The sequence below is a fragment of the Paraburkholderia sp. GAS42 genome (genome assembly GCF_050436565.1).
In the GTDB taxonomy this organism is placed as follows: domain Bacteria; phylum Pseudomonadota; class Gammaproteobacteria; order Burkholderiales; family Burkholderiaceae; genus Paraburkholderia.
On sequence record NZ_JBNDML010000004.1, the window covers coordinates 95,533 to 116,426 of the forward strand.

Here is a 20,894-nt window from a genome sequence, read left to right on the forward strand (position 1 = left end):
TCGCCTTCGACCCCGTCCGCTTACGCGACGCAGACGCCCGTAAGGGTGGTGTCGATATAGCGCTTCGCCATTGCGGCGGCGATTCTCAGGGCATCTCCGGAGCTCTGGTAACCCCGTAGCTTCGGATCGCACAGCAGCTTCTTCCTGGATGCGCCGGTGCAGTCGTCCCACTGGATCACGGCCACCGGTTGGTAGATGGCGCCCAGTTCCAGGCCTTCACCGGCCACCGGATCAATCTGTGCGCATGCCCAGATCTGGAAGCCCCTGTAGTTTTCGTACGACTGCTCGTTCATTGCGCCATCCCGTTTCGAACCCACGCATGGCCGTCACCTGGCCACCTCGAACAGGACGCCGCAAGACACGCGGTCGAGCAGCAGTGCGTGGTTTTCTCCCTCCCACCATCGCGCAAAAAATCCGTGCGGATGATGTCCAATGACGATGAGGTCGACCTTCAAAGAATCCGCGAGGCGGGAAATGTGGTCGACCGCGTTTCCTGTCGAATAGTGTCCCGTCGCAGTCACCCCCCATGCCCGCAGTCGTTCGATACCCTCGCGTAGCGTCTCCCTTGCCGCCTGCTCATCGATCTCGAATTTCATCGACGACAGAACGTCGAATCCGCTTGACCAGTATGTGCAGTCGAAGATCGAGAGCAGATGGGTCTCCGCGTGCAACTGCTGCGCAAGCGCTGCACCGCAGCGAAGAGCAAGCTGCCCCTCCGGTGTGGCGTCGTAGCAGAGCAGGATCCGGTTGAACGGGGCCATCATCGATTCCTTTACAGGCTTTCGCGATGTCGTCTATCGAGTGAGCGAATCGGTTCCGCCGCGAAATTGTTCAGGTGAACATGGGCACAGCCTCGATCAGCGCGAAGCCCAATAACGCACCGACTGCTGCACCCAGCAGCTTGGGGTGCCAGCGCTGCAACTGCAGCGCGCTGAGCAGGTCGCCAACCAGGATGATGCCCAGCAGCGCGAATGTGATCAGCAGATAGCCGATCTCAAAGTCGCTATTGATGACCATCACGCCTCCTTTGCGTCACCCGACATGACGTCCCGGAAATCCCTGAAGTCCTTTGCAGCGGCAACGCAACTGCCCTCGCCGGTTCAGGTGTCCGGGCTGCAGTCGTGTCTTCGATCCAAACCAGATCCCGGTGTCTGGACTTTGATTCAATTATATATCACAACATGATATATGTGATCGGCCGGCTAAAGCCTCGGACCGGGCCGGCCGGGAGGCGAACGACTGTTTCCATGAGTGACGCCTCACCGCGCCGGGGTCAGCGTGTCAGCGCCTTGCGCAACCGATCGCATTTCAGGCCGCACGTGCATTTGCGGCGGAGAGACAAATCGCCGTTCGACCCATGTCAAATCCGGCTGGTTGAAACATCACGCGGCTTGCCCCGGGCGGTTACGCGCCCACTGGCCCAGCACCGCACAGGCGATCAGCAACGAGCCTGTAACGAAGAACACCGAATGCAGCCCGATGTGCACGCCGATGAATCCACCAATCAGCGGCCCGACAACCTGACCGGCGAACTGCGCCGACTGCAGATAGCCGAGCATCTTTCCCGACTCGTGGTCAGCGGCGGAATGCCGTACCAGTTTCGCGATCGACGGCAGCAAGCCGGCGAGCGTCATGCCCATCAATCCACGCAAGGCCGCCAGTTGCCACCAGTGTGTGACGAACGCCTGCGGCACCATCACCAGGCCGGTCAGCACCAGGCAGCCGATAATCACGTTCCAGCTGCCAATGCGATCGGCGAGCGCGCCGAGGCGTGCTGCGGTCAGCATGCTGCCAAACGCGGAACATGCCATCACGATGCCGGCGGTGCGCGCAAGGTGGTCTGCCGGCACGTTGAGGTGCCCGATATACACGGTGATGATCGGCTCGATCGACATGTTGGCAAGGAGCACCATCATCGCGGTCAGAAGCAGGGTGATCGTAACCGCGCGGTTCGCGGTCTTCGATGCGACCGCGTTGGCCGCGGGGCGATTTTTTACATCGGACGCGGGGCGAAAATCTTCGCGCACCAGCAGGACCGTGAGGATGGCGGCCACAGCAATCATGGCGCCGCCCGCGAAAAACGTGCTTCGAATGCTGATCAGCGACGGCAGGAACCCGCCCACCAGCGGACCGGCCAGGTTGCCTGCGAGCGCCCCGGTTGAAAGGATACCGAGGGCCCAGCCGGCACGTTCGCGAGGCGCCTGGGTGCCGATCATCACGATCGACGCCGATGCATATCCTCCGATCAATCCGGCGGCCAGCCGCAGCGCCACGAGTTCGTAGACGTTGTGCGCCATGCCGATCAACGACATCACGATGGCCATGCCGACCGCTGCCCGTACGAGCATCGGTTTGCGGCCGTACCGGTCGGCGAGACGACCCCAGAGCGGTGCCGTGAGGGCAGTGCCAAGGAAGGTCGCACCGAAGGCGACACCTGACCACTGCACTACCGCCGCCGGCGAGGTGACGCCGAGTTGCTGTACATAGAGTGGAAGAAACGGCAGCAACATGCTCAGGCTGACGAGCGTGGTGAACGAGCCGATCACGCAAATGACGAGGTTGCGGCGCCAGTAGAGCGTGTTGCGGCCGGCATAGCTGGCCGGGTCCGCGAAGTTCGCCGTCTGGGCAAGCACATTGGCTGGCTGGCTCATACGGCCTCCTCGACGTTGAAGTCCGCCTTGATGGCATCGAGCCGCTTCTGAAGGGACATGATTGACTCCTCTGGCACCGCTTCTGATGGAAGGAGTCTAGATGCGAACGCGGCGCGAGAGAATCGCCGCAGTGCGGTAGACATTCTTCCGTGCAGCGGTTCAATCGGGATCGGTGATGCCCTTTAGTTCGCTGAAGAGCGCGCGCAGACGCGGAACCGCGAAGTCAACGAACGAGCGGACTTTCGGCACGGTCAGGCGGCCATGCGGCGTGAGCAGATGAACCGGAAGCGGCGCGTGTTCGTGGCCGGTGAGCACGATCCGCAACGAGCCGTCCCGCACCTGATCGGCGACGTGATAGGAAAAGAGCCGCGTCACGCCGTGTCCCTCGACGGCGGAAGCCACCGCGCCCGCTACGCTGTTGACGATCAAACGTGGCGTGAATTGCACTGTTTGAGGCACGGCGGAATTGTTCGATGAAGGAAAGCTCCACGAATCGACCCCGAAATGCGTCATGGAGATGATCTGGTGGTTCGCGAGATCGGCGGGTTCGTCGATGGGTGAATGTCCGGCGAGATAGCGCGGAGACGCAACGACGACACGGCGAACTTCGCCGAGCGGAAGTGCGACGAGCGTCGAATCGGCGAGATGCGCAATGCGCAGCGCGACGTCGATTCCTTCGTCGATCAGGTTCGCCGGGCGGTCGAGCAGATGTAATCGGGCCGTGACGTCCGGATACTTATCCACGAACTCATCGAGAAGCGGGCGCAGAAAGTCCTGCCCCGCTGCAACGGGTGCGGTTAGCGTCAGCGTGCCGCGTGGCGCCGAGCGCTCCCCGGCAATCAGCAGATCAGCCTCTTCCAGGTCGGTCAGGATTCGACGGCACGACGCGGCGTAGCGCTCGCCCGCCTCGCTCAGCCTGATCGTGCGCGTCGTGCGATGCAGTAGCGCCATGCCGACGTGCGCTTCGAGAAACGCGATGGCCCGACTGACCGCGGCGGGCGAGCGGCCGAGCCGCCGGCCGGCCGCGGCAAGGCTGCCTTCGTCAAGCGTGGCTACGAATACCTTCATCGCGTCGATTCGATCCATCGTTGACGTAACGTCATGACAAAGTGGATTGACCATCGTATCAGTCTTGCGGGTCGGGTACGCCACGGCCGACTGCCATCGACATTGCGCACACCTGGCACGCAAGCCGTTAGACAATTGAAAGTCTCGCTTCATCACAGGTTCGCAGACGGGATCCATATTGATCGGCCGGCGCAGGTCGGTCCCCCAATGCCCAACAACGAGGTGAGACATGGATAAAGCCAGGAAGTGGTCCGGGTTCAGCGCAGCATTCGGTGCCGGTGTGATGGCACTGGCTGGTGTGCACCCGGCGGCACAGGCTCATGAAATGGAAGACGCGAAACGCGTGCTTCTCATCAGTATCGATGGTTTGCATGAGCAGGATGTCGCCCGCTGCATCGGCGCGAACGCGTGCCCGAATCTGGCCGTGCTGGCGAAATCAGGCGTGACATACACGGATGCGCATACGCCAGGTCTGTCGGATTCCTTTCCCGGTCTTGCCGCACTCGTGACAGGCGGCTCGCCGAAGAGCGCAGGTCTCTTCTATGACGTGTCGTATGACCGTACGCTCTATGCCCCGTCGGATACGCACTGCACGGGCAAGCAGGGATGGAACGTCGTGTTCGATGAGACAACCGGAATCGACGGACAGAACGGAGGTCCGCTGATCCATCTCGACGGCGGTGGCGCGTTCAATCCGCAGGCCATTCCGCGTGCATTGAAAGATGGCGTCTGCACGCCCGTCTACCCGCATAACTACATCAAGACGAATACCGTTTTTGAAGTCGTCAAGGAACACATTCATGGTGCGCGTACCGCCTGGGCGGACAAGCATGCGTGGGGTTATGACTGGGTCAATGGACCATCCGGGCGCGGTGTCGACGACCTGGCGCGTACCGAGATCAACTCGATCGACCCTGCGACCAATAAGAACTACACCGACGTTTATACGCACACGGAGCAGTTCGATAACTTCCACGTGCAGGCGATCATCAACCAGATCGATGGTAAAGATTCGACTGGAAAGGCTGCTTCGGTGCCGACGGTGTTCGGTACGAACTTCCAGACCTTGAGCGTGGCTCAAAAGGCAACCGTAGAAACAGGCGGGGGGTACCTCGACGCGAGTTTCACGCCGGGTCCTCAAGTCTCAAAGGCGATTGCCTATGCGGATGACGCACTGGGCCGCATCGTGTCCGAACTGAAAGAGAAAAACCTCTATACCTCGACGGTCATTATCGTCACGGCCAAGCATGGTCAGTCGCCCACCGATCATACGAAGCTGGTGAAGAACGGCGATACGCTGACGAAACTGCTGGAAGCCAGCAACTATCTCGACCCCAAGGGCAACTTTGGCCAGAACGCCACGACGTCGGGCAATCTGAACGACGGTACGGGTCTCGTTGATACGGGCATGGTGCAATCCGACGACGTCGGTCTCATCTGGCTGCGCAACCGCAGTCAGCTCGATGCGGTTGTGAAGACGCTCAACGCGAACCGCAGCTGCAACGCGCCAGGCATCTGTGCGGACGGTCTCGAAGCGTACATCCTGTACGGTCCGCGCCTTGCTGCCCTGTTTGGCGATCCTGCACGCGGCCGGACCCCGGACATCATCGTGCAGCCGAACCCCGGTGTGATCTACACGTCCAGCATGTCGAAGGACGAGGAGCATGGCGGAAATGCGCCTGACGACAATCACCTGGGTCTCGTGGTGTCGTTCCCGGGACTCCGGCACGGTCGAACCGTGTCCAGGCCCGTGCTCACCACACAGGTCGCGCCGACGATTCTCCGCGTTCTCGATCTTGACCCGGAACTGCTTCACTCAGTCCAGGTAGAAGGGACGCGGGTCCTGCCGGGTCTTGGAATCGAGCGCAAATAGCGTCTGCTTGATGCGATCCGCCGGCCGGGAGCGCCCGGCGTGGCGATGGCGGGCGGCTCCGGCGCGTTAGCTGAACGCGCTGGCCGTCTGATGTCCGGAAGTTTTGCAATGTAAGCGGCGCGGTTTGCTCAGGAAAGGGCGAACCGCGCCGCTGTCATTGCGTGAGCCGATTGAGCATAACTTTGAAGTGTTGAGGCATTAAACAACTCACGTTGTCTGCCTAAACTGACTTCCATGCCATATGACATGGCTAGCAGACGAAACCCAACACTCATGGAGCCAATCATGTCACGTCTTTCCGCTATCAACCCTAACGAAGCCACCGGCGCTACCGCCGACCTGTTCGCCGCGATCAGGAAGGCCGCCGGCAAGGTGCCGAACGCTTACGCCACCATCGGCACGCACAGCCCCGAAGGACTCGGTGCGATGCTCGCCGTCGACGGCGTTATCTCGCACGGCAGCCTCGAAAAGGCCGACGTTGAAACCATCAAGCTTGCCGTCAGCGAAATCGCAGGCTGTGACTACTGTATTGCCGCCCATACGCTAATGGGCAAGTTTGCGGGTCTTTCACAGGACGCAATGAAGCAGGTCCGCGCAGGCGATGCAACCGGCGACGCAAAGCGCGACGCGCTGGTGCGCTTTGTTCGCACGCTGGTCGATACGCGTGGCACCGTGCCCGCCGCTGAGCTCGACGCGGTGCGTGATGCAGGCTACAGCGAACGCCAGGTGATCGAAATCTGTCTGGCGGTGGCGTCGATTACGTTCACGAACCTCGTGAACCGCGTGAACGACACGACGCTCGACTTCCCGGCGGTTGCGTAACACGCCGCGTTAAAGCGGCCGCAGCACTTAAGGCCGCACTGCCAGCTTCACCGGCATCGAACTGGGCACCATCGTAAAAGCAGAGATTTCTTCGATGGTGTCCGGGTCGACCGCCAGTTCGACGGTGAAATTCGACATCAGCATCGACAGCACAAGCCGCATTTCGACGCTCGCCAGATGTCGCCCCGGGCACACTCGCGGCCCCGCACCAAACTGCAGATAGGCACGCATGTCATGCGCACCTTGGGACGGATCGCGCTGGTGCAACCAGCGGTCCGGATCATATTTCAGCGGCTCTGCAAAATTGCGTGCATCGAGCATCGCGGGACGGTTCAGGAAAAAAAGCTTCGAACCGGTCGGCAGCACCACGTCCTGCAGACACACATCTTCCAGCGGTTCGAACGAGTTCACCGCGGCAACCGGCTTCAAACGGCTCGCTTCGGTACATACCGCTTCGAACAGATCCAGCGACTTCAACGCGCCATAGTCCGGACATACGGGCGATGTGCCCAGCACGCCGCGCGCTTCATCGGCCATACGCTGTTGCAATGGCTTGTCGTTGGCGAGATAGAGCAGGGCCCATGCGATCGAATTGGCCGTAGTGTCTTCGCCCGCCAGCAGAAGGGTCAGCACGTTGGCGGCGACCTGGTCGTCGGTGATGCCCGAATCTGGTTTGTCGCGCATCATCAGCATCGCTTCAAGCAGATGACGCGGCGTTTCCGCCGGATCGTCGCGCATATGCTCGCGTGCGCGCTCCATCATCTGACGCACATAGCGATGCACTTCGACCAGCGCACGGTCGACACGCCGGTCGCGCGGCAGCTTCACGTAATGCCAGTAGGGGAAGGGCGCGTTGATGCGTGTCATCAGCATCGGGAAGATCAGCGCGAGGTGCTCCTGAATCACGCCACGGTCTTTCTCGATCGTATGCGGGTCCTCGCCGAACGCGAGTGCGCTCGTCACGTCCACCGTATAACGCTTCAGGTCCTCCGTCATCTCGACGACGCTGCCCTGCTCAGCAGCCCGTGCCCAACGCACGCGCAGGCGTTCGGTGATCGCGCTGAGCGTCGGATAGAACGCCTTGATATGCGGAATGGAAAGCGCCTGCATCACGAGCCGCCGCTGCGGCTCCCACGCCGCCCCTTCGGCGGAAAAGAGGCCGTTGCAGCCGATTTCCTCCAGCGTCGATTCGAGTGTCGCATACCGGCGATAGCGGTGCGGACGCTCGCGCATGATGGTCTGGCAAAGCTCGGTATCGGTCCAGACGGTGACGGGCATCCCGGCGATCTGGAATCTGAACGGCGTACCCAGTTCTTCCGCCCAGCGCTCCAGGATCAGATGAAGTTTCGCCGGTGCAAGCTGATGCAGGTTGCCGATCAGCGGCAAGCCCTTTGGGCAAGGCAGATCGGCGACACGCCGCATGCGGGTCGCATTACTCGTCGCTGCATCCATATTCAGGCCCTCTCATGGCGCCGCCTGGGTGTCTGGCGCGTCGCTCCAGTTACAGAGGATAGTGCATTGAGCCTTGAATGCCGACCGTCTCCGCCATGCAGTGTGCGCTGCCGTCCAGGAATCGTTCGCTGGCGCAACGCGGGCAGAAAGCGCATGATCCGGGGACGTGTCCCCGTTACCCGGCAGGCATCGGGATTCAGGGCGGCGCGCCATGTCATGTCAAAGGTCGGCCGGTATGTGCGGGCAGGTCAGGTTGAATGTCCGCGTCTGGCTGTGTGTTCACGAATCCCGGGAGGATCCAGCATGGAAAAATTTGACACCGCCAATCCGTTTGGCGAATTCACCAAAATGCTCGAGCAGTTCAAACTGCCTGGCTTCGACGTGCCCGCCATCATGGAAGCGCGGCGCAAGGACGTCGAGGCGCTCGTCACGGCCAACCAGACGGCCTTTCAGGGCATGCAGTCGCTCGCGCAGAAGCAGGGCGAAATGCTGCGCACGACGCTGAGCGAACTCCAGGCGCTGGCCACAGCAGGCGGCGGCGCGTCGCCTCAGGCGGCCGAACTTGTTCAGCAGACGCTGCATAAGGCACTCGCGAACATGCAACAACTGGCGCAGGCTGCGTATCAGTCGCAGGCGGAGTCGTATGCTGTGATCCAGAAGCGCGTGGAGGAAAACGTCGAGGAGTTGAGGACGTTGATGCAGCAGAAGAAGTAGCCTCGCGCACCCACCTCGAAACAGGCGACAGGGAAGGGCCGCGACAGTCTGACTGTCGCGGCCCTTTTCTTATGGGTTGATGGGTTGATGGGCTTATGACTTCCCCGGCGCCGCAGCGGTACGGGGCGTCCGCGAGAGGACTGCCTTCTTCGGGGGCGCCGTGTCCTTTACCGCCGACGCCACGATCACCCGATGCACGAAGCGCAGCTTGTCGATGACGGCCGTCGCCAGTGTGAACGGATAGCCATCGGCCACGCCGACGCTCCGGTTCAGGCTGTTCAGCACGTTGGTCAACGGAAACCAGCGCCTGATCAGGTTATCGAAGCTCGCATCCTCAACGGGCGTCGCGTCGGTGAGCGTCGGCTCATCAGGGTCGTCGGGCAGCAGCGCAAGACCGTACGACGCGGCCGTATCCAGCGCATCGACAATCAGCAGGTAGTGCGCCCACGTCTCGGACCAGTCCTCCCACGGGTGCATGGTTGCATACGCACTGATATATGCGTTGCTCCAGTCGGCAGGCGGCCCGCTTTGATAGTAGGCATCGAGCGCCTCGCCGTAATCGGCCCGCTCGTCGCCGAACAGCTTGCGAAACGGCTTGACCCACTTGCCTCCGTCGATCAGCCGGTCGAAGAAATAATGACCGCTCTCATGCCGGAAATGCCCGAGCAGCGTGCGATACGGCTCGCCCATGGCACTGCGCACGCGCTCGCGGTGCGCGTCGTCGGCCTCGGCGATGTTCAGCGTGATCAGGCCGTTGTCGTGGCCAGTCATGACCCGCTCGCCATCGCCCCCATCTTCGAGGAATTCGAACGCCAGCCCATGGTCAGGGTCGCTTTGCCGTGATTCGACCTCCAGCCCCAGCGATGCCAGCGTGTAAAGCAACCGCCGCTTCGCGTTCTCAAGGCGAAACCAGTACAGGCGATTGTCCTGCTCGCTGAGGTTGGGAATGGTCTGCGTCAACTGGCAGGCGGCGCACAACGTGTCCTCGGAACCGGCCGGAATCATCCAGTTGCAGACTTTCTCGACCTCATAGTTGTGACATTGCCGGTACAACGCGCCCCCGGCACGCGGATGCAGGCTGCGCCACTGGCCATCGCCCGCGTCCTCGAAGGCGCTGATTTCGCTTAGCTCCGGCACGTAGCCGAGCAACGCGTTGCAGCGCTCGCACAGCACGTTCTCGAAGAAGACGAACTGTGAGCACCGGTTGCAATGGAAGGTTTTCATGGATGTCGCTGAAGAGGTGGGACGCGGGAAGGCGCGACGGAAAGCGTCATCGACGCAATCTCCGTGCCGCGCCTGTCGCCGAACATTTCTTTCTCACGCATTATGTGCATGATGGGGCATGAGCGCTGCGCCGCTTTGGTGCGCGGACCGGAAATGCGCCGGTCGCGTCGTATGAATCTGTTCGGTCAGGTCGTCCCGCCTTGTCGGGCGGGGCCAAGAGGTCTCACAACAAACGGCATGAAGCTTGCTTTTTGCGGCTGCCATCCCTTGCGCAGGAGTCCGGTGTGTCTATACGTGTCGCGTTGACCCATGTCACACATTATCGTTACGACCGTCCGGTCGCACTTTCGCCGCAGGTGGTGCGGCTGCGGCCGGCGCCCCACTGTCGAACGCCCATTCTGTCGTATTCGATGCGGGTCGACCCGGAAGAGCATTTCACCAACTGGCAGCAGGACGCGTTCGCCAACTATCAGGCGCGGCTCGTCTTTCCCGAGAAGACGCGCGAGTTCAGGATAACCGTCGATCTTGTCGCGGAGATGGCGGTCTACAACCCGTTCGATTTCTTCCTCGAACCGTCCGCGGAAAAATTTCCCTTCGAATACGATCCGGGCCTCGCGCTCGAACTCGCTCCGTACCGCGCGAAACGCGAGCCGACGCCGCGTTTCGCGGAATTCGTCGCGAGCATCGACCGGACGCCGCGTAAGACCGCCGATTTCCTCGTCGAGCTCAATCAGCGTCTGCAAAGCGATATCCGCTACCTGATCCGGATGGAGCCAGGCGTGCAGACGCCGGAAGAGACGCTCGTGAACGCGTCGGGCTCGTGCCGCGACTCGGGCTGGCTGATGGTGGAAACGCTGCGCCAGCTGGGCCTGGCGGCGCGGTTTGTGTCCGGCTATCTGCTTCAGCTCGCGCCCGATACGAAATCGCTCGACGGCCCCAGCGGCACCGAAGTCGACTTCACTGACCTGCACGCGTGGTGCGAGGTCTATCTGCCGGGCGCGGGCTGGATCGGGCTCGATCCGACGTCCGGGCTGCTCGCGGGCGAAGGGCATATTCCCGTTGCGTGCACGCCGGAGCCGGGTAGCGCCGCGCCGATTTCGGGCGCGGTCGACGAATCCGAAGTCGAGTTCGAGCACACGATGACGATCCAGCGCGTGCTGGAAACGCCGCGTGTGACGAAGCCTTACACGGAAGAAGTGTGGACCGACGTGCTGCAGATGGGCGCGCAGGTCGACCAGCAACTCGCCGATATGGACGTGCGTCTGACGATGGGCGGCGAGCCGACTTTCGTTGCCGTGCGCGATCGCGATGCGGCCGAATGGAACACCGACGCGCTCGGGCCGACCAAACGCGGCTACGCGGTCGCGCTGATGGACAAGCTGCGCACGCGTTACGGCGCGAATGGCTTCCTGCATATCGGGCAGGGCAAGTGGTATCCGGGCGAGCAGTTGCCGCGCTGGGCGATGTCACTTTACTGGCGCGCCGACGGCGAGCCGTGCTGGCAGGATCCGTCGCTCTTCGCCGACGAACGCGACCCGGGCCGTTATACGGCGGAAGACGCGCAGCGCTTTATCCATCATCTGGCCGGCAAGCTGTCGCTCGAAGCGAAGACGATCCAGCCCGGCTACGAGGACACCTGGTATTACCTGTGGCGCGAGCGTCGCCTGCCGGTGAACGTCGACCCGTTCGAATCGGAGCTGGACGACGAACTCGAACGTGTGCGTCTACGTCGCGTGTTCGATGCGGGGCTTTCCAGCGTGACCGGCTACGTGCTGCCGCTGGCGCGCGCGAGCCACACGCCGCTGAACGGGCCGAAGTGGGCGAGCGGGCCGTGGTTCTTCCGCGACCAGCGGATGTATCTGATCCCCGGCGATTCGCCGATGGGCTACCGGCTGCCACTGGAATCGCTGCCGTGGGTGTCGTCGAATGATTACCCGTGGCAGCACACGCACGATCCGTTTGCGCCGCCTGCGCCGTTGCGGTCGGCTACGCAGTTGCGGATGCAATACGAAGCGGGTTTCACAGGCAAACCGGTCGCGCCGGCGACAGCCGCTGCGTTCGGCGCGGACAACGGCGCGTCGCACGAAGGCGGTCCCGCAGGCGAGGGCGATGGCGACGCCGCCGCGTGGGCGCGCGCCGCGGAGCGCATGCCCGAGCGTGGCGAATCCGCGAGCTGGATGACGCGCACGGCGCTGTGTGTCGAAGCACGCGATCCGGCGCGCGCGGCGGGCCCGAAAGTGGAGGCGGAGAAATTCGGCAGCGGACGCAAGCTGCTGCACGTCTTCATGCCGCCGCTCACCGTGCTCGACGACTACCTCGACCTGCTCGCCGCGATCGAGGCCACTGCGGCCGAATTGCAGATGAAGGTCATTATCGAAGGCTATCCGCCGCCGCGTGACCCGCGTCTGAAGATGCTGCAGGTGACGCCCGATCCGGGCGTGATCGAAGTGAATATCCATCCGGCGTCGAACTGGGACCAGCTCGTCGATCACACCGAATACCTGTATCAGTCGGCGCACGAAACGTATCTGTCGACCGAGAAATTCATGCTGGATGGCCGCCATACCGGCACCGGCGGCGGCAATCACTTCGTGCTGGGTGGCGCGACGCCCGCCGACAGTCCGTTCCTGCGCCGCCCGGACCTGCTGTCGAGCCTGATCGCGTACTGGCACAACCATCCTTCGCTTTCGTACCTGTTTTCCGGGCTGTTTATCGGACCGACGAGTCAGGCGCCGCGCGTCGACGAAGCGCGCAATGATCAGGTCTATGAACTTGAACTGGCGTTTCTCGAACTGCAACGTCAGATCGACCGGCTCGGTGGACGCGATGGCTGGCAGTTGCCCTCGTGGCTCGTCGACCGTGCATTGCGCAATATCCTGATCGACGTGACCGGCAACACGCACCGCGCCGAGTTCTGCATCGACAAGCTGTATTCGCCCGATGGCCCGACCGGCCGCCTTGGCCTGCTGGAACTGCGCGGCTTCGAAATGCCGCCGCACGCGCGCATGAGCCTCGTGCAGCAACTGCTGCTGCGGGCGCTCGTCGCGCGCTTCTGGGACAAACCGTACACGACGCGTCTCACGCGCTGGGGCACGGAACTGCACGACCGTTTCCTGCTCGGCAGTTTCGTGCAGATGGATTTCGACGATGTGCTTTCCGACCTCAACGCGGCCGGTTACGCGTTCGACCCGTCGTGGTTCGCGCCGCACTTCGAGTTCCGCTTCCCGCTGGTCGGGGAAATCACGACGAGCGGCATTTCTCTGACGATTCGCAGCGCGCTCGAGCCGTGGCATGTGATGGGCGAAGAAGGTTCGCCCGGCGGCACCGTGCGCTATGTCGATTCGTCAGTGGAACGGATCGAGGTGCGTGCGCTCGGGCTGAACGAAAACCGTCACGTGATCACGGTGAATGGCGTGCCTCTGCCGATGCAACCGACAGGACGCGTCAGTGAACATGTGGCGGGTGTGCGCTTTCGTGCGTGGTCGCAACCGTCGGCATTGCATCCGACGATTGGCGTCGATGCGCCGCTCACTTTCGACATCGTCGATACGTGGACAGGGCGCTCCATCGGCGGTTGCCAGTATCATGTCGCTCATCCGGGTGGACGCAACTACCAGACGTTCCCGGTGAACGCGTACGAAGCCGAGAGCCGGCGACGCGCGCGCTTCTTCACGATCGGCCATACACCGGGGCCGCTTTCCGTCGAAGCGCCGCAGCGCAGCCTTGAATTTCCCTTCACGCTGGATCTACGCTACTGGTGAACTGAAAAACAACACGCGACACGATCTTGGCTTTTCAATCGACTTTTCCCTTCGAGCCGAACGCGGGCCTCGCCGACGCGCTCGCGGTCCTGCGCGCGCTGCCCGTTCGCGAGGGACATTGGGACGAGATGCGCGACGCGTCAGGGACGCTGCGTGAGCCGTGGCGCCGGTTTTTCGAGCTGCTCGGCGAGGAGGGCGTTGCGGACCTCGATCAGGACGCAGCTTCCATCGCCCAGCAGATCCGTGACAACGACATCAGCTACAACGTCTACGCGGACAATGGCGAGTCGCGTCCGTGGTCGCTGGACCTGCTGCCATTCCTGATCGATGAAGCGGAATGGGCGGAGATCGAGCGCGGCGTCACGCAGCGTGCGCACCTGCTGAACGCGATCGTCGCGGATGTCTACGGTCCGCAGACGCTGCTGCAGCGCGGCCTGTTGCCGCCCGCGCTCGTATTCGGTCATCCGGGCTATCTGCGCGCGGTGAAGGATTACGTGCCACCGGGCGGCCAGTATCTGCAGTTCGTCGCCATCGACCTGGCACGTGCGCCGAACGGCGGGTGGACCGTGATGGCGCATCGCACGGAAGCACCGTCCGGCCTCGGCTACGCGCTCGAAAACCGGATGATCGTGTCGGGCCTCTTCACGGATCCGTTCCGTACGATGCGTGTGAGCCGCCTCGCTTCGTCGTTCTCGCAACTGGTCGGCACGCTCGCACGGCTGGCGCGCGCCACGATGCGCGCCGGTCACGACGAGGCGCCGCATATCGCGCTGCTCACGCCGGGGCCGTATAGCGAAACGTACTTCGAACATACGTTTCTTGCGCGCTATCTCGGCGTGACGCTGGTCGAGGGCAAGGACCTCACGGTGCGCGACGACATGCTGTTCCTGAAGACGCTCGCAGGGCTGGAACGCGTGCACGTCGTGCTGCGCCGGCTCGATGACGCGTTCTGCGATCCGGTTGAACTGCGTGCCGATTCGACGATTGGCGTGCCCGGTCTGCTTCAGGTGATGCGGGCCGGCAACGTGGTGGTATCGAATGTGCCCGGCGCGGGTTTCGCCGAATCGCCGGCGCTGCATGGATTCATGGCGGGCATCGCGGATGCGCTGCTCGACGAAGAACTCGTATTGCCCGATGTGCCCACGTGGTGGTGCGGCGAAGACGCCGCGCGCGCGGATGTCTTCGCCCAGCAGGATGCAGCGTTTCTCGTGCCGACGTGGCCCGAATCGCAGCGCGACGGGCCGCCTGGCATGGCGCTGGGCGCGCAGCGGCTCGACGTGTGGCGCGAACGCATTGAGACGATGCCGGACGCGTTCACGGTCCAGCAACCGCTGCCCTATTCCTGCACGCCGCGCTATGAAGACGGCACGATTGGCAACCGGCCTTCGGTGCTGCGTGTGTTCGCGATCGCCGATTACAACGGCGTGTGGCATGTGATGCCGGGCGGCTTCACGCGTCTTGCCGCTGAACGTCAAAGCACGGTGTCGATGCAGTTCGGCGGCAGCAGCGTCGATACATGGGTGCTGTCGAGCCAGCCGCTCTCGACGTTTTCGCTGTTGCCTTCGCCGATTAAACCAGGCGACCTTTCGCGCAAGCATCGCACGGTGTCGAGCCGCGCCGCGGAGAACCTGTTCTGGTCCGGACGTTACGGCGAACGCGCGGAAAACAACGTGCGCCTGTTGCGCCTGATCCTCGGCTCGCTGGAAAGCAACGACACCGACACGATGTTTTCGACGCTCGTCGAACTCGCGCTGCAGAGCGGCCTCGTGCCGGCGGTCGACCTGCTCGCACAGCGTTCGCCGCAGGCGTTCGAGCGCACGCTGGTGGCGAACCTGAATGAGCACACGGGCGCGGCCAGCGTCGGTCAGAATCTCGCGTCGCAGGCGCGCGCGAGCGGCGAGATTCGCGGCCGTCTCTCGAGCGACCACTGGCGCACGATCGTTGCCGCGCGCAATGATTTCCGCGACGCGTTGACGACGCTGACGCCTTCTTCGTTTTCGCCAGCGTCTTTGTCCCTTTTTGCGGCCGGGCAGGCTGGACGTCATGACCGCTACGATCGCGTCACTCTGATTAACGCGCTCGAACATCTTTCGACGCAACTGTCCGCGATCAGCGGTGCGCAGGGCGACCGTATGACGCGCGATGAAGCGTGGCGTCTGCTATTCGTCGGACGACATATCGAGCGCGTGTCGGCGATGACGGCGTATCTGCGCGTCGTCGCCGAGGGGCAGCAACTCGCGACGCCCGCGGGCTTCGATCTGCTGCTACAACTTTTCGACAGCACGCTGACGTATCGCTCGCTTTATCCGGGCCGGCTGGAGGTGCCTGCGCTGCTCGACCTGCTGGTGGTCGAGCCGACCAATCCGCGTGGGCTGTATGGCGTCTATGAGCGTCTGTGCCGCAAGCTCGATGAGATATCGGTCGCCGCAGGCAGTTCGCGGCACACGACGTTCTCCGGCCTCATGCGGCCCACCGAAAGTCTGCCGACGCTCGAACAGCTCTGCGCCACCGATGAGGACGGCGTCCATACGGAACTCGTCGATTTGTGCAATGAACTGAACGCGCTGGTCGCGCTCGCGGCGAATGAAATCAGCGCGCGCTATTTCAGTCACGCAAATACGCTGGCCTTGCGGGTGTCGTCATGACGGCCGCGCATGCCGTGCTGTCGGTCTCGCATCGCACGACCTATCGCTATTCGACGTTCGTCGAAACGGCCCAGCATCTGGCCACGATCCGGCCGCTCGCGTGCGAGTGGCAGCGCGTCGTGAACCACACCGAACGCATCGAGCCGACGCCATCCTATTTGCATAGCCGCATCGACGCATTTGGTAACGACGTGCTGTATTTCGCGCTCGATACGCCGCACGAGCGCCTGCAACTCGTCAGTGAAACGACGGTGCAGTTGACGCCGCGCTGGACGTCGCTCGATCCTGAGTCGACCCCGGAGTGGGATGCGGTGGCGGATGGGCTGCGCTTTAGCGTCGGCGGACAGTTCAGGCCAGAAACGGAGTTCTGTTTCGCGTCGCCGAATATCGTGCTGCGTCCCGCGTTACGCGAGTACGCGCTATCGAGCTTTCCGCCGGGCATGCCGATCGCCGCGGGCGCGGTCGATCTGATGCATCGCATTCACGCGGACTTCGAATACAAACCCTCGGCGACGATGTTCGATACGCCCGCCGAACGGGCGTTCGAATTGAAGCGAGGCGTCTGTCAGGACTTCGCGCAGGTGATGATCGGCTGCCTGCGTTCGCTCGGCCTGCCGGCGCGTTACGTAAGTGGCTATCTGCGCAACGATCCGCCGCCCGGACAGGCACGCCTGATCGGCGCGGATGCCTCCCATGCGTGGGTGTCGGTCTATTGTCCGGGCAGCGGCTGGATCGATCTCGATCCGACCAACGATGTGCTCGCCGACATGGATCACGTCACGCTTGCCACCGGCCGCGATTACAGCGATGTGTCGCTGCTGCGCGGGATGATCCTCGGCGGCGGCGCGCACCGCGTCGAGGTGGGTGTGAGCGTGCTGGCGCTTTGATCCTGCAGGCGCAGGAATCAACCAGCCTCGTGGCCGTTCAGCAAAAATACTTGACAGTGTGCGTATGCACATATACACTGACTCTCATGAACCGACCTCTTTCCTACGATGAATGCAACTGCTTCGCGCTGCGTCAGGCGGCGAGGCATGTCACGCAGATATACGAGCGGCATTTGTCGCCCGTGGGTTTGACGGCGGCGCATTTCACGATTCTCGCCAAGCTCGCGCGCACGCCGAACCTGACCATGATGGATCTGGCGGACGCGATGGTCATGGACCGCACCACGCTCGTGCGCGCCATGAAGCCGCTGCAACGCGATGGGCTTGTTGTCACCGAGTCGGCCGAACATGACGGTCGTACCTTTGTGTTCAGTCTCACCGAAAAGGGCGAAAAGACCTTCGATCAGGCCGCCATTGCCTGGCGTGCCGCGCAGGACGAGTTCGAAAGCAAATTCGGCCGGGCCCGTGCAAAAGCGCTGCGCTCGGAACTGTTCGACATCACGGAATAACGCGCCGCGAGCGATGCTTTCGCCCGCGGTTGTTTCGCCTAAATGTGTGCATACGCACTTGTAGATGGAATCTGTATCCATGTCATTTCCGACAGAAGACGACTGCTTCGCTATCCGTCAGGCGGCCCGGTATGTCTCCCAGCTTTACGACCGTCATCTCGCGCAGGTGGGTCTGACGACGACGCAGTTTTCGATCATGGGCCGAATCCGGCGCGCACGCCGCGCGACGATGAAGCAGCTTGCTGATGAGATGGTGATGCAACGTACGACGCTGGTACGCGCGATCCAGCCGCTGCGTCGCGACGGACTCGTGTTTAGCGAAGCGCTCGAACCAGACCGGCGCGAACTGTCGATTGGTCTGACTGAAGCCGGCGAAGCGCGGATCCTTGCGGCGCGTGTTCACTGGTATGCCGCGCAGGAAGAGTTCGAAAAGCGCTTCGGCGCTGAGCGTGCTGAAGCGTTGCGACGCGAACTGTTCGCCATGACCCGAGACTAGCGATTTGAAGATTTAAAGCCCGCGCAAGGCGGGAAAGCAGCATCCGGCCGGCGCTTCCATTGCGCCGATTTTTTCAGGTAACGAAGTGCATACGCACATATCAACATGTCCACTACTCCTTCGACTATCGCACCCGCCAGCGCGGCGGACCGTGCCAATCCCGCCCGGCGTATCCCATGGATGCTGCTTGCGGTCGTTGCGGTTCTCGTCGTGCTGGTTGCGGCCGGATCGTACTGGTTCTTCGCCGGCCGTTTCGTCGAAACCACCGATGACGCGTACATCGGGGGCGACGTCACCGTGATGGCGCCGAAGGTGAATGGCTTCGTGACCGACGTGCTCGTGAAAGACAACGAGCATGTCCATGTGAATCAGGTGTTGATCCGGCTCGATGCGCGCGACTACGACGCACGGCTCGCACAGGCCGACGCGGAAGTGGACAGCGCGAAAGCAGCGGTCACCGAACTGCAGGCAAAGAAATCGCTGCAGCTCGCGACGATCAACGAACAGTCGGCGGAAGTGCGGGCGTCCGGCGCCGAGCTGACGCGCAGCGCAGCCGACCAGACGCGCTATCGCGAACTCGTGAAAGACGACGCAGTATCGAACCAGGTCGTCGAACGTGCCGACGCGGATCTGCTGAAGGCGCATGCCGCCGTTGACCGCAGCAATGCCGCTTTCATCGCCGCACAGCGCCAGCTGGCCGTGCTCGACGCGCAGATCGGCGATGCAGAGGCGCGTATCGCCACCGCACAGGCGGCGCAGCGCGTGGCGGCGCTCAACGTCGAGTACACGACGATCCGCTCGCCGATCGACGGCTACGTCGGCAACCGCACCGCGCGCGTCGGTCTGCTCGCAAATACGGGTGTTTCGCTGCTGACGGTCGTGCCGTCGAACGGTCTGTGGATCGACGCCAACTTCAAGGAGGACCAGCTAAAGAAGATGCGCGCCGGCGACAGCGTCGATGTCGATCTGGATGCATCCAGTGAGGCGATCCACGGCGTCGTCGAAAGCCTCGCGCCGGCGACGGGTGCCACCTTCAGCGTGCTGCCCGCGGAAAACGCCACCGGCAACTTCACGAAGATCGTGCAGCGTGTGCCGGTACGTATCCGTCTCGATGTGCCGAAGGAAATGCAGGGCGTGCTGCGTCCCGGTCTCTCGGCGACGGTGAAGGTTCACCTCGCTGGTCACGCGGAAGCGCAAGGCGCCCCATCATGAACCGCACACACGCGCACCCCGCCAACCCCGCCGATCAGCCCATGCGCACGAAAGTCTTCGCGTTCGCGCTGATGTGCCTCGGGTTCTTCATGGCGACGCTCGATATCCAGATCGTCGCTTCATCGCTGAGGGACATTGGCGGCGGCCTGTCCGCCAGTCAGGACGAACTATCCTGGGTGCAGACGTCGTATCTGATCGCCGAAATCCTGGTGATTCCGATGTCCGGCTGGCTCACGCGTGTGTTCTCGACGCGCTGGCTGTTCGCTGCATCCGCGCTTGGCTTCACGATCACGAGCATGTTGTGCGGCCTGGCGTGGGACATCAACTCGATGATCCTGTTTCGTGGCTTGCAGGGCGCGCTCGGCGCCGCGATGATTCCCACCGTGTTTACCACGGCTTTCGTGCTGTTTCCCGGCAAGCAGCGGCTGGTTGCGTCCACGACGATCGGCGCGCTCGCATCGCTTGCGCCGACGATTGGCCCGGTGATCGGCGGATGGATCACGTCTCAATGGTCGTGGCACTGGCTGTTCTATCTGAACCTCGTGCCGGGTATCTTTGTGACCGTGCTGGTGCCGAAGTTCGTCCACATCGATGACGTCGATCTTTCGCTTCTGAAGAAGGGCGACTATCCCGGCATTGTGCTGATGTCGGGCTTTCTGGGCTGCCTTGAATATGTGCTTGAGGAAGGTCCGCGCAAGAACTGGTTCGGCGATCACGTGATCCTGACGTGTGCATGGATCTGCGGTATCTGCGGATTTCTCTTCCTCGTGCATGCGTTCACGGCGAAAGAGCCGATTGTCGATCTGCGCGCACTTGCGATCCGCAACTTCGGTATCGGCAGCCTGCTGTCGTTCATTACCGGCATCGGCATCTTTTGCGCGGTGTTCCTCACGCCAGTGTTCCTTGCCCGCGTCCGTGGTTTCGATTCGCTGCAGATCGGGCTTGCGCTGCTGTCGGTCGGATGTTTTCAGCTTGTCGCACTGGTGGCCTATTCGCAGCTCGCTCGCGTGATCGATATGCGCTGGCTGATGGTGTTCGGTCTCGTATGCTTTGGCGTCGGCCTGTATCTCTACGTGCCGCTGACGAACCAGTGGGGCTGGCAGGAACTGCTGATTCCTCAGGCGCTACGCGGTATCGGCCAGCAGTTCTGCATTCCGCCGATTGTCACGATGGCGCTCGGGTCGCTGCCGCCGTCCAGGCTTAAATCCGCCAGCGGGCTTTTCAATCTGATGCGCAATCTGGGCGGCGCCATCGGCATCGCCGTTGCCAGCACGATGCTCAACGACCGGCTGAACCTGCATTACGAACGTCTCGACGAGCATGTGACGGCTGGCCGGCCCGTTATCGAAGCTGTGCTTCGTCAACAGGCTGCGCATCTGGCCGCAGTGGGCGGCGATGCGCTCAACGCAGCAACAGCCGGTCTCGACGTTCTGCACACTTTGCTGATCCGCGAAGCGCTCGTGCTGACTTTCTCTGACGCATTCCTCGCGGTTGCGCTCTGCTTTGTGGTGGGCCTCGCTAGCGTGCTGTTTTCGCGCCCGTTCGGCAACACCGCGCCGCCTCCCGACGCTCACTAAGGT

17 protein-coding genes are annotated in these 20,894 nt (G+C 62.6%); 10 read left to right on the forward strand and 7 right to left on the reverse strand.

Annotated features, from left to right (window positions below):
- Positions 1-20: 20 nt before the first annotated feature.
- The 5 genes from P3T16_RS07790 to P3T16_RS07810 form a co-directional block, all read right to left on the reverse strand.
- Entirely contained in the window at positions 21-293 is a 273-nt protein-coding gene (locus tag P3T16_RS07790) for a hypothetical protein (RefSeq protein WP_429341800.1), read from the reverse strand.
- 33 nt (positions 294-326) lie between these two features.
- Positions 327-761, reverse strand: coding sequence for a universal stress protein (locus tag P3T16_RS07795; RefSeq protein WP_429256058.1), 435 nt, complete (start codon positions 759-761; stop codon positions 327-329).
- A 70-nt stretch (positions 762-831) separates the two neighbouring features.
- Positions 832-1,017 (reverse strand): hypothetical protein, encoded by a 186-nt coding sequence (locus tag P3T16_RS07800; protein ID WP_429256057.1) that lies wholly within the window; start codon positions 1,015-1,017, stop codon positions 832-834.
- Between the two features lie 365 nt (positions 1,018-1,382).
- Positions 1,383-2,651, reverse strand: a complete 1,269-nt coding sequence (locus P3T16_RS07805; RefSeq protein WP_429341801.1) for an MFS transporter — start codon at positions 2,649-2,651, stop codon at positions 1,383-1,385.
- A 159-nt stretch (positions 2,652-2,810) separates the two neighbouring features.
- Positions 2,811-3,737 carry a LysR family transcriptional regulator gene (locus P3T16_RS07810; RefSeq protein ID WP_429341802.1) on the reverse strand — a complete coding sequence of 309 codons (927 nt, stop codon included), beginning with the start codon at positions 3,735-3,737 and terminating at the stop codon, positions 2,811-2,813.
- A gap of 211 nt (positions 3,738-3,948) precedes the next feature.
- On the opposite strand from P3T16_RS07810, the gene P3T16_RS07815 reads away from it, so the two are divergent.
- Together P3T16_RS07815 and P3T16_RS07820 are read left to right on the forward strand one after the other, a co-directional pair.
- Positions 3,949-5,592, forward strand: a complete 1,644-nt coding sequence (locus P3T16_RS07815; RefSeq protein ID WP_429341803.1) for an alkaline phosphatase family protein — start codon at positions 3,949-3,951, stop codon at positions 5,590-5,592.
- A 285-nt stretch (positions 5,593-5,877) separates the two neighbouring features.
- Positions 5,878-6,414, forward strand: a complete 537-nt coding sequence (locus P3T16_RS07820) for a carboxymuconolactone decarboxylase family protein (RefSeq protein ID WP_429256053.1) — start codon at positions 5,878-5,880, stop codon at positions 6,412-6,414.
- 27 nt (positions 6,415-6,441) lie between these two features.
- On the opposite strand, the gene P3T16_RS07825 is transcribed toward P3T16_RS07820, so the two are convergent.
- Positions 6,442-7,866, reverse strand: coding sequence for a cytochrome P450 (locus tag P3T16_RS07825; RefSeq protein ID WP_429341804.1), 1,425 nt, complete (start codon positions 7,864-7,866; stop codon positions 6,442-6,444).
- Positions 7,867-8,169: 303 nt separating this feature from the next.
- Here P3T16_RS07825 and P3T16_RS07830 point away from each other — a divergent pair, with 303 nt between their 5' ends.
- Positions 8,170-8,580, forward strand: a complete 411-nt coding sequence (locus P3T16_RS07830) for a phasin family protein (protein ID WP_429341805.1) — start codon at positions 8,170-8,172, stop codon at positions 8,578-8,580.
- Positions 8,581-8,673: 93 nt separating this feature from the next.
- Here the strand turns inward: P3T16_RS07830 and P3T16_RS07835 are convergent, their stop codons facing one another.
- Positions 8,674-9,804, reverse strand: a complete 1,131-nt coding sequence (locus P3T16_RS07835; protein ID WP_429341806.1) for a zinc-binding metallopeptidase family protein — start codon at positions 9,802-9,804, stop codon at positions 8,674-8,676.
- A 284-nt stretch (positions 9,805-10,088) separates the two neighbouring features.
- On the opposite strand from P3T16_RS07835, the gene P3T16_RS07840 reads away from it, so the two are divergent.
- The 7 genes from P3T16_RS07840 (at position 10,089) to P3T16_RS07870 (ending at position 20,891) form a co-directional block, all read left to right on the forward strand.
- Entirely contained in the window at positions 10,089-13,565 is a 3,477-nt protein-coding gene (locus P3T16_RS07840) for a DUF2126 domain-containing protein (protein WP_429341807.1), read from the forward strand.
- A 26-nt stretch (positions 13,566-13,591) separates the two neighbouring features.
- Positions 13,592-16,210, forward strand: coding sequence for a circularly permuted type 2 ATP-grasp protein (locus P3T16_RS07845; RefSeq protein ID WP_429341808.1), 2,619 nt, complete (start codon positions 13,592-13,594; stop codon positions 16,208-16,210).
- On the forward strand, positions 16,207-17,097 hold the full coding sequence (locus P3T16_RS07850) for a transglutaminase family protein (protein WP_429341809.1): 891 nt from the start codon (positions 16,207-16,209) through the stop codon (positions 17,095-17,097). Before P3T16_RS07845 ends, P3T16_RS07850 begins: the two co-directional genes overlap by 4 nt.
- An 86-nt stretch (positions 17,098-17,183) precedes the next feature.
- Positions 17,184-17,606, forward strand: a complete 423-nt coding sequence (locus P3T16_RS07855; RefSeq protein ID WP_429342047.1) for a MarR family winged helix-turn-helix transcriptional regulator — start codon at positions 17,184-17,186, stop codon at positions 17,604-17,606.
- Positions 17,607-17,685: 79 nt separating this feature from the next.
- The gene (locus P3T16_RS07860) at positions 17,686-18,102 is read left to right on the forward strand and encodes a MarR family winged helix-turn-helix transcriptional regulator (RefSeq protein ID WP_429256045.1); all 417 of its coding nucleotides are present in this window, start codon (positions 17,686-17,688) and stop codon (positions 18,100-18,102) included.
- A gap of 105 nt (positions 18,103-18,207) precedes the next feature.
- Entirely contained in the window at positions 18,208-19,314 is a 1,107-nt protein-coding gene (locus P3T16_RS07865) for an HlyD family secretion protein (protein WP_429341810.1), read from the forward strand.
- Positions 19,311-20,891 carry a DHA2 family efflux MFS transporter permease subunit gene (locus tag P3T16_RS07870; RefSeq protein WP_429341811.1) on the forward strand — a complete coding sequence of 527 codons (1,581 nt, stop codon included), beginning with the start codon at positions 19,311-19,313 and terminating at the stop codon, positions 20,889-20,891. The genes P3T16_RS07865 and P3T16_RS07870 overlap by 4 nt, the downstream gene beginning before the upstream one ends.
- Positions 20,892-20,894 lie beyond the last annotated feature (3 nt).

What these genes read in the sequence shown, in the direction of transcription:
- P3T16_RS07790 (WP_429341800.1), bottom strand. Translation starts at nt 293, where the DNA reads ATGAACGAGCAGTCGTACGAAAACTACAGGGGCTTCCAGATCTGGGCA.
- P3T16_RS07795 (WP_429256058.1), bottom strand. Translation starts at nt 761, where the DNA reads ATGGCCCCGTTCAACCGGATCCTGCTCTGCTACGACGCCACACCGGAG.
- P3T16_RS07800 (WP_429256057.1), bottom strand. Translation starts at nt 1,017, where the DNA reads ATGGTCATCAATAGCGACTTTGAGATCGGCTATCTGCTGATCACATTC.
- P3T16_RS07805 (WP_429341801.1), bottom strand. Translation starts at nt 2,651, where the DNA reads ATGAGCCAGCCAGCCAATGTGCTTGCCCAGACGGCGAACTTCGCGGAC.
- P3T16_RS07810 (WP_429341802.1), bottom strand. Translation starts at nt 3,737, where the DNA reads ATGGATCGAATCGACGCGATGAAGGTATTCGTAGCCACGCTTGACGAA.
- P3T16_RS07815 (WP_429341803.1), top strand. Translation starts at nt 3,949, where the DNA reads ATGGATAAAGCCAGGAAGTGGTCCGGGTTCAGCGCAGCATTCGGTGCC.
- P3T16_RS07820 (WP_429256053.1), top strand. Translation starts at nt 5,878, where the DNA reads ATGTCACGTCTTTCCGCTATCAACCCTAACGAAGCCACCGGCGCTACC.
- P3T16_RS07825 (WP_429341804.1), bottom strand. Translation starts at nt 7,866, where the DNA reads ATGGATGCAGCGACGAGTAATGCGACCCGCATGCGGCGTGTCGCCGAT.
- P3T16_RS07830 (WP_429341805.1), top strand. Translation starts at nt 8,170, where the DNA reads ATGGAAAAATTTGACACCGCCAATCCGTTTGGCGAATTCACCAAAATG.
- P3T16_RS07835 (WP_429341806.1), bottom strand. Translation starts at nt 9,804, where the DNA reads ATGAAAACCTTCCATTGCAACCGGTGCTCACAGTTCGTCTTCTTCGAG.
- P3T16_RS07850 (WP_429341809.1), top strand. Translation starts at nt 16,207, where the DNA reads ATGACGGCCGCGCATGCCGTGCTGTCGGTCTCGCATCGCACGACCTAT.
- P3T16_RS07855 (WP_429342047.1), top strand. Translation starts at nt 17,184, where the DNA reads ATGAACCGACCTCTTTCCTACGATGAATGCAACTGCTTCGCGCTGCGT.
- P3T16_RS07860 (WP_429256045.1), top strand. Translation starts at nt 17,686, where the DNA reads ATGTCATTTCCGACAGAAGACGACTGCTTCGCTATCCGTCAGGCGGCC.
- P3T16_RS07865 (WP_429341810.1), top strand. Translation starts at nt 18,208, where the DNA reads ATGTCCACTACTCCTTCGACTATCGCACCCGCCAGCGCGGCGGACCGT.
- P3T16_RS07870 (WP_429341811.1), top strand. Translation starts at nt 19,311, where the DNA reads ATGAACCGCACACACGCGCACCCCGCCAACCCCGCCGATCAGCCCATG.